14 protein-coding genes are annotated in these 16792 nt (G+C 66.3%); 10 read left to right on the top strand and 4 right to left on the bottom strand.

The window, feature by feature from the left end; genetic code table 11:
• Nucleotides 1-12: 12 nt before the first annotated feature.
• Nucleotides 13-1440, top strand: a complete 1428-nt coding sequence (gene arcD / locus RTI28_RS03645; protein WP_316919178.1) for an arginine-ornithine antiporter — start codon at nucleotides 13-15, stop codon at nucleotides 1438-1440.
• Between the two features lie 114 nt (nucleotides 1441-1554).
• On the opposite strand, the gene RTI28_RS03640 is transcribed toward arcD, so the two are convergent.
• From RTI28_RS03640 to gap, 4 genes are all read right to left on the bottom strand, one after another.
• Nucleotides 1555-4134 (bottom strand): TonB-dependent receptor, encoded by a 2580-nt coding sequence (locus tag RTI28_RS03640; protein ID WP_316919177.1) that lies wholly within the window; start codon nucleotides 4132-4134, stop codon nucleotides 1555-1557.
• 117 nt (nucleotides 4135-4251) lie between these two features.
• Nucleotides 4252-5154, bottom strand: coding sequence for a FecR family protein (locus tag RTI28_RS03635; protein ID WP_410478954.1), 903 nt, complete (start codon nucleotides 5152-5154; stop codon nucleotides 4252-4254).
• A 136-nt stretch (nucleotides 5155-5290) separates the two neighbouring features.
• On the bottom strand, nucleotides 5291-5809 hold the full coding sequence (locus tag RTI28_RS03630) for a sigma-70 family RNA polymerase sigma factor (protein ID WP_316919175.1): 519 nt from the start codon (nucleotides 5807-5809) through the stop codon (nucleotides 5291-5293).
• A 75-nt stretch (nucleotides 5810-5884) separates the two neighbouring features.
• Entirely contained in the window at nucleotides 5885-6886 is a 1002-nt protein-coding gene (gene gap, locus RTI28_RS03625) for a type I glyceraldehyde-3-phosphate dehydrogenase (protein WP_316919174.1), read from the bottom strand.
• Between the two features lie 220 nt (nucleotides 6887-7106).
• On the opposite strand from gap, the gene edd reads away from it, so the two are divergent.
• From edd to RTI28_RS03580, 9 genes are all read left to right on the top strand, one after another.
• Entirely contained in the window at nucleotides 7107-8933 is a 1827-nt protein-coding gene (edd, locus tag RTI28_RS03620) for a phosphogluconate dehydratase (RefSeq protein WP_316919173.1), read from the top strand.
• Nucleotides 8930-9901: a glucokinase gene (locus RTI28_RS03615; RefSeq protein ID WP_316919172.1), complete on the top strand. Its 972-nt coding sequence runs from the start codon at nucleotides 8930-8932 to the stop codon at nucleotides 9899-9901. Before edd ends, RTI28_RS03615 begins: the two co-directional genes overlap by 4 nt.
• Nucleotides 9902-9919: 18 nt before the next feature.
• Entirely contained in the window at nucleotides 9920-10630 is a 711-nt protein-coding gene (locus RTI28_RS03610; RefSeq protein WP_316919171.1) for a response regulator, read from the top strand.
• Between the two features lie 19 nt (nucleotides 10631-10649).
• Nucleotides 10650-12068, top strand: coding sequence for an ATP-binding protein (locus RTI28_RS03605; protein ID WP_316919610.1), 1419 nt, complete (start codon nucleotides 10650-10652; stop codon nucleotides 12066-12068).
• Between the two features lie 117 nt (nucleotides 12069-12185).
• Complete coding sequence (locus RTI28_RS03600; protein WP_316919170.1) at nucleotides 12186-13052, top strand: serine aminopeptidase domain-containing protein; 867 nt, start codon at nucleotides 12186-12188, stop codon at nucleotides 13050-13052.
• The gene (locus RTI28_RS03595; protein ID WP_316919169.1) at nucleotides 13052-13474 is read left to right on the top strand and encodes a MarR family winged helix-turn-helix transcriptional regulator; all 423 of its coding nucleotides are present in this window, start codon (nucleotides 13052-13054) and stop codon (nucleotides 13472-13474) included. Before RTI28_RS03600 ends, RTI28_RS03595 begins: the two co-directional genes overlap by 1 nt.
• 132 nt (nucleotides 13475-13606) lie before the next feature.
• Nucleotides 13607-14869 (top strand): ABC transporter substrate-binding protein, encoded by a 1263-nt coding sequence (locus tag RTI28_RS03590; protein ID WP_316919168.1) that lies wholly within the window; start codon nucleotides 13607-13609, stop codon nucleotides 14867-14869.
• Between the two features lie 189 nt (nucleotides 14870-15058).
• Nucleotides 15059-15967, top strand: coding sequence for a sugar ABC transporter permease (locus tag RTI28_RS03585; protein ID WP_316919167.1), 909 nt, complete (start codon nucleotides 15059-15061; stop codon nucleotides 15965-15967).
• On the top strand, nucleotides 15960-16790 hold the full coding sequence (locus RTI28_RS03580; protein ID WP_316919166.1) for a carbohydrate ABC transporter permease: 831 nt from the start codon (nucleotides 15960-15962) through the stop codon (nucleotides 16788-16790). Before RTI28_RS03585 ends, RTI28_RS03580 begins: the two co-directional genes overlap by 8 nt.
• The last annotated feature ends 2 nt before the right edge of the window (nucleotides 16791-16792 follow it).

Below are 16792 nucleotides of genomic sequence, written 5' to 3'. Positions count from 1 at the left end.
AAGGGGAAATTCATGTCCGAGCCGGGTCAGAAACTGCGCCTGGGCGCGCTGATCGCGCTGGTGGTCGGTTCGATGATCGGCGGTGGCATCTTTTCCCTGCCGCAGAACATGGCGGCCCGCGCCGATGTCGGCGCGGTGCTGATCGGCTGGGGCATCACCGCCATCGGCATGCTGGCCCTGGCCTTCGTGTTCCAGAGCCTGGCCAATCGCAAGCCGCAACTGGATTCAGGGGTGTACGCCTACGCCAAGGCCGGCTTCGGCGAGTACATGGGCTTTTCCTCGGCGTGGGGCTACTGGATCAGTGCCTGGCTGGGCAATGTCGGCTACTTCGTCCTGCTGTTCAGCACCCTCGGCCTGTACTTCCCGGCCTTCGGCGAAGGCAACACGCCGCTGGCCATCGGCTGCGCCTCGCTGCTGCTGTGGTCGGTGCATTTCCTCGTGCTGCGCGGGATCAAGGAGGCGGCGTTCATCAACCAGGTGACCACGGTGGCCAAGGTGGTGCCGTTGATCCTGTTCATCGTCATCGCCGCCGCGGCGTTTCGCCTGGACATCTTCACCCGCGATATCTGGGGCCTGGACAACCCGAGCTTCGGCAGTGTGCTCGACCAGGTGCGCAACATGATGCTGGTGACGGTATTCGTGTTCATCGGCATCGAGGGGGCGAGCATCTACTCCGGGCGGGCGCAGAAGCGCTCGGACGTGGGCAAGGCCACGGTGATCGGCTTTGTCGGGGTGCTGGCCTTGCTGGTGCTGGTCAATGTGCTGTCGCTGGGGGTGATGACCCAGCCGGAGCTGGCGGCGTTGCACAACCCGTCGCTGGCCTCGGTGCTGGAGCATATCGTCGGGCCCTGGGGAGCGTTGCTGATCAGCATCGGCCTGGCGGTGTCGTTGATCGGCGCGCTGCTGTCGTGGGCGCTGCTGTGCGCCGAGATTCTCTACGCCACTGCGCGGGACAGGACCATGCCGCGTTTTCTCGCCCGGGAAAACGCCAACCAGGTACCGGCCAATGCCCTGTGGCTGACCAACTGCATGATCCAGTTGTTCCTGCTGATCACCCTGGTGTCGGCGGGGACCTACACCAGCCTGATCTACCTGGCGTCGTCGATGATCCTGGTGCCGTACCTGTGGTCGGCGGCCTATGCGGTGCTGCTGGCGGTGCGTGGCGAGACCTACGAGGGCTTCGCCGGGGCGCGGCGCAAGGACCTGCTGGTGGCGCTGGTGGCACTGCTTTATGCGGTGTGGCTGCTGTATGCGGGCGGGCTGAAGTATCTGCTGCTGTCGGCGTTGCTGTATGCGCCGGGGGTGATTCTGTTCGCGCGGGCGAAGAGGGAGCAGGGGCAGGCGTTGTTCACCGCTTGGGAGAAGCTGATCTTCGCGGCGGTGCTGGCGGGGGCGGGGGTGGCGGCGGTCAGTCTGTATAGCGGGGTGTTGAGTCTGTGAGGGGACCGCTTTGCGGTCCTTCGCGGGCAAGCCACGCTCCTACGAGAGCACCGCGTACCACTGTAGGAGCGTGGCTTGCCCGCGAAGGGCCGCAAAGCGGCCCCCGAGGACACATCAGATATCCCACACCACATTGATCGCAAAGTTGCGCCCCGGCATGGTCAGGCGGTCGAGGTTGGCCGGCGCGGTCGCACCGGCTTCGCCGATGCCGTCGTAGCCGCGCACGTCATCCCACTGCCAGTACTTCTTGTCGGTCAGGTTGTACAGGCCGGCGTTGACGGTGACGTCGTCGCTGACCTTGTAGAAACCGCTCAGGTCGAGCACGCCGTAACCCGGTGTGCGGAACTGCTTGCTGGTGCCGTCCGGGGCGAAGAAGGTGACGTCGTCGACACGGTTCTTGCGCTTGACCAGGGTCCAGCTGAGCAGGCCGCCGTAGTTGTCCTGTTCGTAGCCCAGGCCGAGCACCGCGGTGAGCGGGTTGACGCTGTTGAGCGGCGTACCGGTGTCTTCGTTCTTGCCCCAGGCGTAGGCCAGCGAGCCCTGGCTGTACAGACCGGCCGGCGCGCCGAAGTGATCCAGGTTGAGCCGGCCCTTGAACTCGGCCCCCTTGATGGTGGCGTGTTCGATGTTGTTGGCCTCGAAGTTCTGCCCGATGTTGGTGCCCTTCACCGCGTCTTCGTTGATGAAGTCGCGGTACTTGTTATAGAACACCGCCACGTCGAAGTTGCCGGCGTCGAAGTTGCCGCGCACGCCGGTCTCGTAGCTCTTGCTGGTTTCCGGTTCGAGATTGGGGTTGCCGGTGACGCTGTAGCCCACGCCGGGGTTTTCGAAGCGGCCGTACAACGCCTTGGCGGTCGGGGTGCGGAAGCCTTCGGCGTACTGGCCGTACCAGCTGTAGTTGTCGTTGAAGGCGTAGGTCACGCCGAATTTCGGCGAGACACGGTGCCACTTCTTCTCGTCGAGGTTGACCGGGTCGCTGGTGCCCCCGACCGAGCGCAGGAACTCGTCGGTCGCATGCGGTTCAAGGCGGGTCTGGTCGTAGCGCACGCCTGGCAGGAAGGTCCACTGGTTCCAGCGGATCTCGTCCTGGGCGAACACGCTGTAGGTCTTCATGATCGGATCGGGGAAGTCACTGACTTCGCGCAGCGTGCCGGAGGCATTGGGGCGGCCGGTGACGCAGCCGAAACCTGTGGTCAGGCAGGTGGCGGTACCGCTGCGCGAGCCGGTGACCTCGTTGCGCTTGAAGGTGGCGCCGTAGGTCAGCAGGTGCTCTGTATCGCCGATGCTGAAGGCCTTGTCGGCCTGGGCATCGAGGATCCACTGACGGTCCTTGTAGGTGGTCTTGCGGGTGCGGTCGACGGTGTAGATCGGTCGATAGATTTCCGCGACACGCTGGTCGGTCTTGCCGATCTGGTAGTTCAGGCTCCACTTCACGTGGTCGGCCAGCGCGCTGTCGAGGCCGAACTCGTGGTTGATGCCGAAGCGCTCGCGGGTGACCACGTCGCTGCCGGTGCGGGTCTGGTACATGTTCATCGGGTTGGGGGTGAAGGGGCCGCCCACGGAGCTTTTCTCGTCGAAATCGCGATCGTCCTTGTAGTGCTCGTAGGTCAGGGCCAGGCGTGCATCGTCGGCGTAGTTCCAGCCGAGCTTGGCGAGGACGTTGGTGGTCCTGGCGTCGACCGGGTTGGCTTCGGTGCGGCTCAGGCCGGTACCGCCGTGCTCGCCGTAGGATTCGGTTTCATGGCCGTCGCGACGGCTCAGGTGCAGCAGGCCGTCGAACTCGCCCTGGCGGCCAGCGACGGTGGCGGACTTCAGCCAGCTGTCGTCCGCCGAGCTGTAGCCGGTCTTCAGCCGCGCGCCGATGTCCTGGCCGGGCTTGATGATGTCGTCCGGGTCGAGGGTGAAGTAGCTCACCGCGCCGCCGATGGCGTTGCTGCCGTACAGCACCGAGGCCGGGCCGCGGAGGATTTCCACGCGCTTGACGATTTCCGGGTCGACGTAGTTGCGCTGGGTCTGCGCGTAGGGGCCGAAGAAGTAGCTGTCGGGGATGGCCACGCCGTCGATCTGGGTCAGCACCCGCTCGCCGTCGATACCGCGGATGTTGTAGCCGTTGAGGCCGCTGCGCTGGCCGGTGCCGCTGACCGACACGCCCGGTTCGTAGCGCACCAGGTCCTTGATGTTCTTCACGTTCTGCCGGTCGAGCTGTTCGCGGGTCTGTACGCTGACGGTGCTCGGCACCTGGCTGACCTCCTGGGCGCTGCGGGTGGCGCTGATGGTCACCTGCTGCAGGGCGATGGCCTGGGACTGGCTGCGTTCGATGGCCACGTTGTTGCTGCCCAGCTTGCGGTAGGTCAGGCCGGTGCCCAGCAACAGCCGCTGCAGCGCTTGCTCCGGTGCCAGCGAACCCCGTGCGCCGGGCGACACCACGCCCTCGGCCAGCTCGGCGGAGAGGCCGACCTGCCAGCCGGTGACGGCGGTGAAGGCGTTGAGGGCGGACACCAGCGGCTGCTGGCTGATCGCGAATCGGTAGTCACCCATGCGCTGCGCGGGGGCCTGCGCTGGTTCTGCGGCCAGGGCCGGCAGGCTGGCGGCGCCGCTGGCGAGCATGGCCAGGGTCAACAGGGACAGCGTGCAGCGCTGCAGGCCCGGTGTGCGTGAGGACTTGGAAATTCGACGGGTGGATCCGGTAGACATCGAAAGGCGCTCCCTGTCGCGCGTTGTTATAGGTTGCGGCTGATTCAAAACAAGAATCAGTTGCATTGGCTATAACGAGACGTATGGCGTCAGGGGATCGCGTAAAAAAACCTGGATTCAGTTGAGAATCACCAGCGCGGGGAACTCGCGGACCTGCGCCGAGGTGATGTGGGCCAGGGAGCGCACGGCCTCCAGCGGCTGGTCGAGACGGTAGTTGCCGGTCACCGCGACCTGTTCCAGCTGGTCGTTGGTGCTGATGATCCAGCCCGGGTAGTAACGGCGCAGTTCGGCCAGCACTTCGCTCAGCGGGCAGTTCTCGAAGATCAGCCGGCCCTTGACCCAGGCCAGTTCCTTCTGCAGGTCGGTCCGCTCGCGCTGGCCGAAACCGTTGGGGCCGACGCGGATGCTGTCGCCGCTGCTCAGGCGGATGCGCTGGTCGCTGCTGGCGACCACGTCGATATCGCCGCGCTGCACGCGGACCTGGGCTTCGCCATCGAGGTAGCGCACGGCGAAGTCGCTGTCGCGCACGCTGGCGCGCAGCGGTCCGGCCTGCAGTTCGAGGGGCTGGGCGAGGCCGCCGGGGACTTCGAAATAGGCCTCGCCCTGGTACAGGCGGGCGACCCGCTGCTGCTTGTCGATATCGCTGGAGAACGCCGAGTTGGTGTTGAGCAGCACCCGCGAGCCGTCGTCCAGCTGCACGCGCTGGCGCTCGCCGACCACGGTGAGGTGATCCGCCTGCAGGCGCACCGGCAGGTTGCCGACGGTGACGATGCCCAGCAACACGGCCGCCGCCGCCGTCAGCGGTTTCCAGTGCGGGCGCAGACGCTGCAGGCGCGAGGGTCTGCGCTGCTGGTGCAGTTCGCCGGCAGCCTGGTGCATGACCTGGCTGTTCCACAGCGCCTCGGCCTCGACATAGGCCTGGGCATTGAGCGGGTCGGCTTCCAGCCAGGCTTCGAACGCGCGGGAGTCGGCATCGCTGGGGCATTGCAGGCGGATCAGCCAGTCCAGCGCCTGGTCCATGGCCTGGTCGCGGGCAGACGGGTCCGGCGCGGGGCGATGAGGGGCGGGGTCTGTCACGGGAGATCCTTGCGGTGCTGCGGCAGTCTTGGAATGGGGCGTCATGATCGGGGCTAACGGCGGATCAGGCAAGCCGCCTTCAGTTGCCGTTGAGCCGATCGGCGACGCCCATGCAGATCGCCATGATCAGTTTCAGCTCCTTCTGCACCGTGCTGGCGGAGACGTTCAACTGCTCGGCGATCTCCAGGTAGCTGGCACCGTGCAGGCGGCTGAGGATGAAGATGCGCTGCTGGCGCGGGGTCAGCTGCGCCAGCGAGCTGCTCAGGCGCTTCAGGAGTTTTTCCGCGTGGGCGGCGTCTTCGGCGCTGCTGACCGGGGCGGCGACGTTGTGCACGACCTGCTCGGGGACGTCGTCGAGCAGGGTGCGTGCCTGCACCCGACGCGCGCGCAGGTGGTCGAGGGCGAGGTTGCGCGCGGTCTGGAAGACGAAGGGTTCGAGGTGTTCGATGGGGCGCTCGCCGAGAGCCCGGGTGACACGCAGGTAGGTTTCCTGCAGCAGGTCTTCGGCGGTACTGGGGTTGTCCACCATGCGCTGCAGCGTGCGCAGCAGGGTGACCCGCTGGGCGAGGAAAACGGAGTTGAAGTGAGTGAGGCTCACGGCTGTGCTCGAACGGAATTTGTGAATGATAATGCTTATCATCAAGCCCGTTGGTCAAGCGCGGCGTGCACAGCCCTACCGTGCATTCCACAGCGCCAGGCAGTTGTCCAGCATCCGGTTGGAGAACCCCCACTCGTTGTCGTACCAGGCCATGACCTTCAGCAGCCGCCCCTCGGCCTTGGTGTGATTGGCATCGAAGATCGCCGACAGCGGGTTGTGGTTGAAGTCGCAGGACACCAGCGGCAGATCGTTATAGCCGAGCACCTTCGAGCCGCGACTGGCCTCTCTGAACAGCGCGTTGACCTCATCGGCGGTGGTCGTGCGGGCGAGGGTCACGGTCAGGTCCACCAGCGACACATTGATCACCGGCACCCGTACCGCCATGCCGGTCAGCTTGCCGGCCAGCTCCGGCAGCACCAGGCCCACCGCCTCGGCGGCGCCGGTCTTGCTCGGGATCATCGACTGGGTCGCGGCGCGGGCGCGGAACGGGTCGCTGTGGTAGACGTCGGTCAGGCTCTGGTCGTTGGTGTAGGCATGGATGGTGGTCATCAGGCCCTGTTCGATGCCGAACGCCCGGTGCAGCACCTGGGCCACCGGGGCCAGGCAGTTGGTGGTGCAGGAGGCGTTGGAAATGATCTGGTGCGAGGCGCGCAGGGTGTCGTGATTGACGCCATGGACTACAGTGGCATCCGCGCCCTTGGCCGGCGCCGAGATGATCACCTTGCGCGCACCGGCGGCAAGATGGCCGGCGGCCTTGGCTCGGTCGGTGAACAGCCCGGTGCATTCGAACACCACGTCGATGCCTTCTGCCTGCCATGGCAGGTCCGCCGGGTTGCGGATGGCGCTGACGGCGATGCGGTCGCCGTTGACGGTCAGGCTTTCGTGATCGTGGCTGACCTGGGCGGCAAAATGACCGTGGACGCTGTCGTACTGCAGCAGGTGGGCGTTGATCGCACTGTCGCCGAGGTCGTTGATGGCGACGACCTGCAGGTCCCCGCGGTAGCCTTGGGTATACAGTGCGCGCAGCAGGTTGCGGCCAATGCGGCCAAAGCCATTGATTGCAATGCGAATAGTCATGGGGCCACCTCGTGTGCTGTCCTGACTTTTGTTGTTTTAATTACAAGATTAATCGGAAACAAATAGAAAACAAGCGGCGCTGCTGGCAGTATTTTGTTCAAATCACAACGTAGAGTGAGTCGGACCTTTCCGCCGCCCCCTGCCTTTGAGCGTAGGCGCAATCGTTTGGAAGGGAAAACCGCCAGAGCCCGCAATTACCGTTTAGCCTGGAGTCCAGTTCATGCATCCGCGCATTCTTGAGGTCACCGAACGGCTGATCGCCCGCAGCCGTCCCACCCGCGAACGCTACCTGCAACTGATCCGCGGGGCCGCCGGCGAAGGCCCGATGCGCGCTCGTCTGCAGTGCGCCAACTTCGCCCACGGGGTCGCCGGGTGCGGCAGCGACGACAAGCAGACGCTGCGTCTGACCAACGCCGCCAACGTCGCCATCGTCTCCGCCTACAACGACCTGCTCTCCGCGCATCAGCCCTACGAGCACTATCCCGAGCGCATCAAACAGGCCCTGCGCGAGATCGGTTCGGTCGGTCAGTTCGCCGGCGGGGTGCCGGCCATGTGCGATGGCGTTACCCAGGGCGAGCCGGGCATGGAACTGGGGATCGCCAGCCGCGAAGTGATCGCCATGTCCACCGCCATTGCCCTGTCGCACAACCTGTTCGACGCGGCGCTGATGCTCGGCATCTGCGACAAGATCGTCCCCGGCCTGTTGATGGGGGCGTTGCGTTTCGGCCATCTGCCGATCCTGTTCGTCCCCGGCGGGCCGATGCCCTCGGGCATTTCCAACAAGGAAAAGGCCGAAGTGCGCCAGCGCTACGCCGAAGGCAAGGCCAGCCGCGAGGAGCTGCTGGAGTCGGAGATGAAGTCCTACCACAGCCCCGGCACCTGCACCTTCTACGGCACCGCCAACACCAACCAGCTGCTCATGGAAGTGATGGGCCTGCACCTGCCGGGCGCGTCCTTCGTCAATCCCTACACGCCCCTGCGCGACGCCCTCACCGACGAGGCGGCGCGCCAGGTCACCCGCCTGACCAGGGCCAATGGCGGGTTCATGCCGCTGGGCGAGATCGTCGACGAGAAGGTCCTGGTCAACTCGGTGGTGGCGCTGCACGCCACCGGCGGCTCGACCAACCACACCCTGCACATCCCGGCCATCGCCCAGGCCGCCGGGATCCAGCTGACCTGGCAGGACATGGCCGACCTCTCCGAGGTGGTGCCGACCCTGTGCCACGTCTATCCCAACGGCAAGGCCGACATCAACCACTTCCAGGCCGCGGGCGGCATGGCCTTCCTCATTCGCCAACTGCTGGATGCCGGGCTGCTCCACGAGGACGTCAACACCATCGTCGGGCATGGCCTGCGCCGTTACACCCAGGAGCCGTTTCTCGATGGCGAGCAACTGGTCTGGCGCGAAGGGCCGCAGCAGAGCCTCGACGAAACGATCCTGCGCCCGGTGGCGCGACCGTTCTCGCCCGAAGGCGGGCTGCGGGTGATGGAAGGCAACCTCGGCCGCGGGGTGATGAAAGTCTCCGCCGTGGCGCCCGAGCACCAGGTGGTGGAGGCCCCGGCACGGGTGTTCCACGACCAGCAGGAACTGGCCGACGCCTTCAAGGCCGGTGAACTGGAGCGCGACTTCGTCGCCGTGGTGCGCTTCCAGGGACCGCGCTGCAACGGCATGCCGGAGCTGCACAAGATGACGCCGTTCCTCGGTGTGCTGCAGGACCGCGGCTTCAAGGTCGCGCTGGTCACCGACGGGCGCATGTCCGGCGCCTCGGGCAAGATCCCGGCGGCCATTCACGTCTGCCCCGAAGCCTATGACGGCGGGCCGCTGGCGCGGGTGCGCGATGGCGATATCGTGCGTGTCGATGGCCGCGAGGGCACGCTGCTGGTGCGGGTTTCGGCCGAGGAACTGGCCTCGCGCGAACTGCCGGCCGCGCCGCTGGGCAACGACCTCGGCTGCGGCCGCGAGCTGTTCGGTTTCATGCGCCAGGCCCTGAGTCCGGCGGAGAAGGGCGCGAGCGCCTTCACCCAGGCACTGGAGGGCTGCAAATGAAGGTCGCGCTGGTCGGCGATATCGGCGGCACCAACGCGCGTTTTGCCCTCTGGCGCGACGACGCCCTGCATGCCGTGCAGGTGTTCGCCACGGCGGACTACAGCAGCCCGGAACAGGCCATCGGCGTTTACCTGGAGGCCCAGGGCGTCGCCCGCGGCGAGCTGGAGGCGGTGTGCCTGGCGGTGGCGGGGCCGGTGTCCGGCGACGAATTTCGCTTCACCAACAGCCACTGGCGAATCAGTCGCGCGAGTTTCTGCGCGGCCTTGCAGATCGAGCACCTGCTGCTGGTCAACGACTTTTCCGCCATGGCCCTGGGCATGACCCGCCTGCGCCCCGAGGAGCGGGTCAGCGTGTGTGCCGGCGAGGCCGACCTGAGCCGGCCGGCGCTGATCATCGGCCCCGGCACCGGTCTCGGCGTGGCCAGCCTGCTGCGCCTGGAAGAGGGGCGCTGGCTGGCGATGCCGGGGGAGGGCGGGCATGTCGACCTGCCGGTGAACGATGCCCGCGAGTCGGCGATTCGCCAGGTCATCGCTGAGCAGACCGGGCATGTCAGCGCCGAAACCGTGCTCAGCGGTGGCGGCCTGCTGCGCCTGTATCACGCCCTCTGCGTTCTCGATGGCCATGCGCCGAACCTCGCCACCCCCGCGGCGATCACCGACGCCGCGCTGGCGGGCGAGCCGGTGGCGCTGGCGGTGATCGAACAGTTCTGCCGCTTTCTCGGGCGGGTTGCCGGCAACGATGTACTGACCCTCGGCGGGCGCGGTGGCGTGTATATCGTCGGCGGCGTGGTGCCGCGCTTCAGCCGCCTGTTCCTGCGCAGCGGCTTTGCCGAAAGTTTCGCCGACAAGGGCTGCATGAGCGGCTATTTCAAGGGCATCCCGGTGTGGCTGGTGACCGCCGAATTCTCCGGCCTGCTCGGTGCCGGTGTGGCGTTGCAGCAGGCACTGGTTGGAACCTCCCGGGTGTGAACGACAAGGACCGCCGTCATGAGCAAGTCGATCCTGCTGGTCGATGACGACCAGGAAATCCGTGAACTGCTGCAGACCTACCTCAGCCGCTGCGGCTTCCAGGTCCGCGCCGTGGCCGATGGCGCGGGCTTTCGCCAGGCGCTGGACGCCGAGGGCTGCGACCTGGCGATCCTCGACGTGATGCTGCCCGACGAGGACGGCTTCAGCCTGTGTCGCTGGGTGCGCCAGCATCCGCGCCAGGCGCAGGTGCCGATCATCATGCTCACCGCCAGTTCCGACGAAGCCGACCGGGTCATCGGGCTGGAGCTGGGCGCTGACGACTACCTGGGCAAGCCGTTCAGCCCCCGTGAGCTGCAGGCGCGGATCAAGGCCCTGTTGCGCCGGGCCGGCTTCCAGGCGCCGGGCGGAGAGGTGCTGGCGTTCGATGAGTGGCGCCTGGATACGGTCAGCCACCGCCTGTTCCATCGCGACGGCGAGGAAGTGATCCTGTCCGGTGCCGACTTCGCCCTGCTCAAGCTGTTCCTCGATCATCCGCAGCAGATCCTCGACCGCGACACCATCGGCAACGCCACCCGTGGACGCGAACCGATGCCGCTGGACCGCATCGTCGACATGGCGGTCAGCCGCCTGCGCCAGCGCCTGCGCGACACCGACAAACCGCCGCGCCTGATCCGCACCGTGCGTGGCAGCGGCTACCTGCTGGCGGCCAGCGTTGCGCCCTCGCACTGAGCGGCGCGGGCGCCTGCCGCTGCCACGCTCGCTGCTGGGGCGCATGCTCCTGCTGACCTTGCTGGTGGTGCTGGTTGCCCAGGGCTTGTCGAGCCTGATCTGGCTATCGCAGTTGCGCGCCAGCCAGCGCGAAGGCCTGGTCGCCAGCGCACGCAGCCTGGCCCACTCGATGAGCGCCAGCGTCAGTTACTTCCGCTCGCTGCCGCTGGCCTATCGACCGCTGGCCCTGGACCAGCTGCGCAGCATGGGCGGCACGCGCTTTTTCGTCTCGCTCAACGAACGACCGCTGGACATGCGGGTACTGCCCGCCACACCGCGCAAGGAGGCGGTGGTCGCCGCCGTGGACGAGGTGCTGCGCCAGCGTCTTGGCGAGCAGATGCTGATCTCGGTGGAGTTCGTCAGCCCGCAGGACCTGCGCATCTTCAACAGCGGCCTGAAGCTCGACGAGTTGCCACGCTCCTGGGCGCATTACGCGCTGACCCTGGAGCCGGTGGAGCCGCCGGTGCTGGTGACGCAGATCCGCCTGGCCGAAGGCGAATGGCTGTACATCGCCTCGCTGCTGCCGGAGCCCTACACCAGCCTCGAAGATGAAGGACTGCCGCGCCAGCAGCTGTGGTTCATCGGCCTCACCAGTTTCTTCCTGCTGCTGTTCATCGGCCTGCTGGTGCACTGGCAGAGCCGCCCGCTCAAGCGCCTGGCCCTGGCGGCGCGGGAGATGTCGCTGGGCGCGGAGGTCGAACCGGTGGTGGAGGGGGGCGGCAGCGAGGTGGAGGAGGTCGCGCGGGCGTTCAACGCCATGCGCGAGCGCATCAGCCGCTACCTGACCGAGCGCAGCCAGTTGTTCAGCGCAATTTCCCATGACCTGCGCACACCGATCACCCGCTTGCGCCTGCGGGTCGAACTGCTGGAGGACGAACAGGTGCAGGGCAAGTTCAGCCGCGACCTGGACGAGCTGGAGATGCTGGTCAAGGGCGCGCTGCAATGCGTGAAGGACACCGATATCCACGAGAACATCGAACCCATCGATCTCAACCAGGTGCTGGAGTTTCTCGTCGAACCTTACCTGGCCAGCGGCCGGGTCACGGTCAGCGGGCGCGCCGCGGCGGCCTACCCGGGCAAGCCGCTGGCGCTGCGCCGGTGCATCGGCAATCTGATCGACAACGCCCTGAAGTACGGCGAGCGCGCACACCTGCGGATCCTCGATGGCGAGGAGCGCTTTGTCCTGCAGGTCGATGACGAGGGACCGGGGGTGCCGGCGCAGCGCCTGGAGCAGGTGTTCGAGCCGCATTTCCGCCTGTCTGGCGTGCAGCAGGGCTATGGCCTGGGCCTGGGGATCGCGCGGAACATCGCCCATAGCCATGGCGGCGAGGTGAGCCTGCGCAATCTGCGCGAGGGTGGGTTGCGGGTGACCTTGAGTCTGCCCAGGTATCGAGGGTGATCTTTCGGGCCCAACCGCAGCGATGAGACCCTGGAGAACAACAAGGATCCCGCGACTCGTCAGTCATTATTTCGCATGTTAAATAATAGCTTCACACCTATCGACCCAGGCCCCGCCATGACCCGCACGACCCACGCGATCCCCTGCACCGACGGCTTCATCCTCCGCGCCAATCTGTTCGGCCAGCCCGACCGGGCCAGGGCGCTGGTCCTGCTGCACCCGGCCACCGCGGTGACCGAGCGCATGTACGCGGCCTTCGCCAGTCACCTCGCCGAGCAGGGTTTCCTCGCCCTGACCTACAACTACCGCGGCATGCAGGCCGGTACCCCGGCCAAGGCGGTCAAGGCCGGTTTCAGCACCTGGGCCGAGTTCGATGTGGAAGCGGTGACCCGCTGGGCCGCCGGTGAATTCCCCGACTTGCCGCTGTTCGCCGTCGGCCACAGTTTCGGCGGCCATGCCATCGGCCTGTGCGACAGCAGCCGCCTGCTCAGCGGCGCGGTGCTGATCGCCTCGCAGGCCGGCTGCCTGCGTTTCATCCGGCCCACCGCCGAGCGCCTGCGGGTCGCCGCCCTGCTCAAGGTGATCGGGCCGTTCTGCGCGCGGGTCATGGGCTATGTGCCGGGCCGCCGGCTGGGCATCGGCGAAGACCTGCCGGCCCAGGTGATGCTCGAATGGAGCCGCTGGACCTCGCTGCCCAACTATTTCTTCGATGATCCGGCGATGCACGCCGCCGAGCGCTTCCGTCGCCCGTGCATGCCGCTGCTGTCCATCGGCTTCGATGACGACCCGTGGGCACCGGCGGATGCCATCGACCTGATGAGCGGCCGCCTGGCCAACTGCCGCGTGGAGCGTCGCCAGTACGGGCCGGCGGACAGCCTCGGCCAGGCCATCGGGCACCTGGGCTTCTTCCGTGATCGGCATGCCACGACCTTGTGGCCGCAGGTCTGCGACTGGCTGGCGCGACGGGTCGAGGAGCGTGCCTGATGAGCCACGATCGTCGCTATGTCCTGCTCCTGAGCAATGCGCAGAAGCGTCTGCGCCGCCATCTTGAAGCGCGCGCCGAGGCGCAGGCGGGGATCAGCCTGGTCCAGGCCGGCGCGTTGTTCGCCTTGCTCAGACAGGACGGCGCGTTGAGTACGGAAGTTGCCAGCCAGCTGGATATCGCCCCTTCGGCGATGACCGGCCTGGCCGATCGCATGCTCCGCGCCGGGCTGCTGGAGCGCCGTGTCGACGCGCAGGACAAGCGCATCAACCGCCTGTGGCTGACCGCCCATGGCCGTGAGGTGGCCGTCCTCGCCCAGGGCGAGCTGGCGCCGCTCAACCAGACCCTTGCCGAAGGCTTCAGCAGCGAGGAAATGCAGGTGGTATCGCGCTGGCTGACGGCGGTGGCGCAGCGCTTCGGCTGAAACGGCGAATGTCACCAGGCGGTGACATTCACGCATCCCTTCGTTACTTGTCCGACGCGGTGGCTGGTTAGACTCCAATACAAGCGCAAGCACCCTGACTTGCCGGCATAACAACAAGAAAGGTTCCTGTCGATGAATGCGATCACCCGTCTTGCCACCGTCGTTTCCCTTGCCTCGCTGTTTCCCCTGAGCGCCCTGGCCGACAACCCCGGCACTGTCGAAGTCCTGCACTGGTGGACGTCCGGTGGCGAAGCCCGCGCCGTGGAATCCCTCAAGCAGCAGGTGCAGAAGGACGGCTTCGTCTGGAAGGACAATGCCGTCGCCGGCGGTGGTGGTGCCGCTGCCATGACCGTGCTGAAGACCCGCGCCATCTCCGGCAACCCGCCCGCCGCCGCGCAGATCAAGGGCCCGGATATCCAGGAATGGGGCGCCCTCGGCCTGCTCACCGAGCTGGACGAGGTGGCCGAGGCCAACCACTGGGACAGCCTGCTGCCGGCGAAGGTCGCGCAGATCATGAAGTACGACGGGCACTATGTTGCGGTGCCGGTGAACATCCACCGGGTCAACTGGCTGTGGATCAACCCGCAGGTGTTCGACAAGGCCGGGGCCAAGGTGCCGACCACCCTCGACGAACTCTTCGTCGCTGCCGACAAACTCAAGGCCGCCGGCTTCATCCCCCTGGCCCATGGCGGCCAGCCGTGGCAGGACAGCACGGTGTTCGAGGACATCGCCCTGAGCATCCTCGGTCCCCAGGGCTATCGCGCCGCTTTCGTCGATCTCGACGAGAAGACCCTGACCGGGGCGAAGATGATCGAGGTCTTCACCGCGCTCAAGCGCCTTGGCACCTACATGGACCCCAACCGCGCCGGGCGCGACTGGAACATCGCCGCCGCCGAGGTGATCAACGGCAAGGCCGGCATGCAGATCATGGGCGACTGGGCCAAGAGCGAATGGACCGCCGCCGGCAAGGTGGCGGGCAAGGATTACCAGTGCGTGGCGTTTCCCGGCACCCAGGGCAGCTTCGCCTACAACATCGACTCGCTGGCGATGTTCAAGCTGAAGAATGCCAACGACATCAAGGCGCAGAACGACCTGGCCAAGGTGGCCCTGGAGCCGCAGTTCCAGACCGTGTTCAACCAGAACAAGGGTTCGCTGCCGGTGCGCCAGGACATGGACATGAGCCAGTTCGACGCCTGCACGCAGAAGTCCGCGACGGACTTCAGGGAAGCGGCCAAGGGTGACGGCCTGCAGCCGAGCATGGCGCACAACATGGCCACGACCCTGGCGGTGCAGGGGGCGATCTTCGATGTGGTGACCAACTTCCTCAACGATCCGGGGGCTTCGCCGGAGACGGCGGTGAAGCAGCTGGATTCGGCGATCAAGTCGGCCAAGTAGCGCTGCTTTGCTCTTGCCTCTGTAGGAGCTGGCTTGTCGTGTGACGAACCACTGCGAAAGGACCGCACAGCGGTCCCAGACCTCACCACTATCGGGGACCGCTTCACGGTCCTTTCGCAGTGGTTCGTCACACGACAAGCCAGCTCCTACAGGAAACCGGTCCAACCGCACTTAGCATGAGACTTCCCCATGAGCATTGTTGCCACCCTCGACAAGGCCTCACCCTTCGACGCCCTGCAGAAATGGCTACCGAAACTGGTCCTGGCCCCCAGCATGCTGATCGTCCTGGTCGGCTTCTACGGCTACATCCTCTGGACCTTCGTCCTGTCCTTCACCAACTCCAGCTTCATGCCCAGCTACAAGTGGGTCGGCCTGGCCCAGTACGCGCGGCTGATGGACAACGACCGCTGGTGGGTGGCGAGCAAGAACCTGGCGGTGTTTGGCGGCCTGTTCATCGCCATCAGCCTCGCCGTCGGTGTGCTCCTGGCGGTGCTGCTGGACCAGCGCATCCGCCGCGAAGGCTTCATCCGCACGATCTACCTGTACCCCATGGCGCTGTCGATGATCGTCACCGGCACCGCCTGGAAATGGCTGCTCAACCCCGGCCTGGGCCTCGACAAGCTGCTGCGCGACTGGGGCTGGGAGGGCTTTCGCTTCGACTGGCTGGTGGACCCGGACCGGGTCGTCTACTGCCTGGTGATCGCCGCCGTGTGGCAGGCCTCGGGCTTCGTCATGGCGCTGTTCCTGGCCGGCCTGCGCGGGGTCGATTCGTCCATCGTGCGTGCCGCCCAGGTCGACGGCGCGAGCCTGCCGAGCATCTACCTGCGCATCGTCCTGCCGAGCCTGCGCCCGGTGTTCTTCAGCGCGCTGATGATCCTCGCGCACATCGCGATCAAGAGCTTCGACCTGGTCGCCGCGATGACCGCCGGGGGGCCGGGCTACTCCTCCGACCTGCCGGCGATGTTCATGTATTCCTTCACCTTCAGCCGCGGCCAGATGGGCATGGGCTCGGCCAGCGCGATCCTGATGCTCGGCGCGATCCTGGCGATCCTGGTGCCGTACCTGTATTCGGAACTGCGAGGCAAACGCCATGACTAGTTCGCTGCGTCTGAGCCGCATCGCCATCTACACCACCCTGCTGGCGGCCTGCGCGGTGTACCTGATTCCCCTGCTGGTGATGCTCCTGACCAGCTTCAAGACCCCGGACGATATCCGCACCGGCAACCTGCTGAGCTGGCCCGAGGTGGTCACCGGCATCGGCTGGATCAAGGCCTGGGACACGGTCGGCGGCTACTTCTGGAACTCGGTGAAGATCACCGTGCCGGCGGTGCTGATTTCCACCCTGCTCGGCGCGCTCAACGGCTACGTGCTGTCGATGTGGCGCTTTCGCGGTTCGCAGCTGTTCTTCGGCCTGCTCCTGTTCGGCTGCTTCCTGCCGTTCCAGACCGTGCTGCTGCCGGCCTCGTTCACCCTCGGCAAGCTCGGCCTGGCCAGCACCACCAGTGGTCTGGTGCTGGTGCACATCGTCTACGGCCTGGCCTTCACCACGCTGTTCTTCCGCAACTACTACTGCAGCGTGCCGGAAGCCCTGGTGCGTGCGGCCCGGCTGGACGGGGCGGGGTTCTTCACCATCTTCGGGCGGATTCTCCTGCCCATGTCGGTGCCGATCATCATGGTCTGCCTGATCTGGCAGTTCACCCAGATCTGGAACGACTTCCTGTTCGGCGTGGTGTTCGCCAGCGGCGACGCGCAACCGATCACCGTGGCCCTGAACAACCTGGTCAACACCAGCACCGGGGTCAAGGAATACAACGTCGACATGGCCGCGGCGATGATCGCCGGCCTGCCGACCCTGCTGGTCTACGTCCTTGCGGGCAAATACTTTCTGCGCGGCCTCACCGCCGGCGCGGTCAAGGGGTGAAG

The organism is Pseudomonas sp. zfem002 (assembly GCF_032621685.1).
Classification (GTDB): domain Bacteria; phylum Pseudomonadota; class Gammaproteobacteria; order Pseudomonadales; family Pseudomonadaceae; genus Aquipseudomonas; species Aquipseudomonas japonica.
This window is presented reverse-complemented; position numbering and strand designations above follow the sequence as displayed.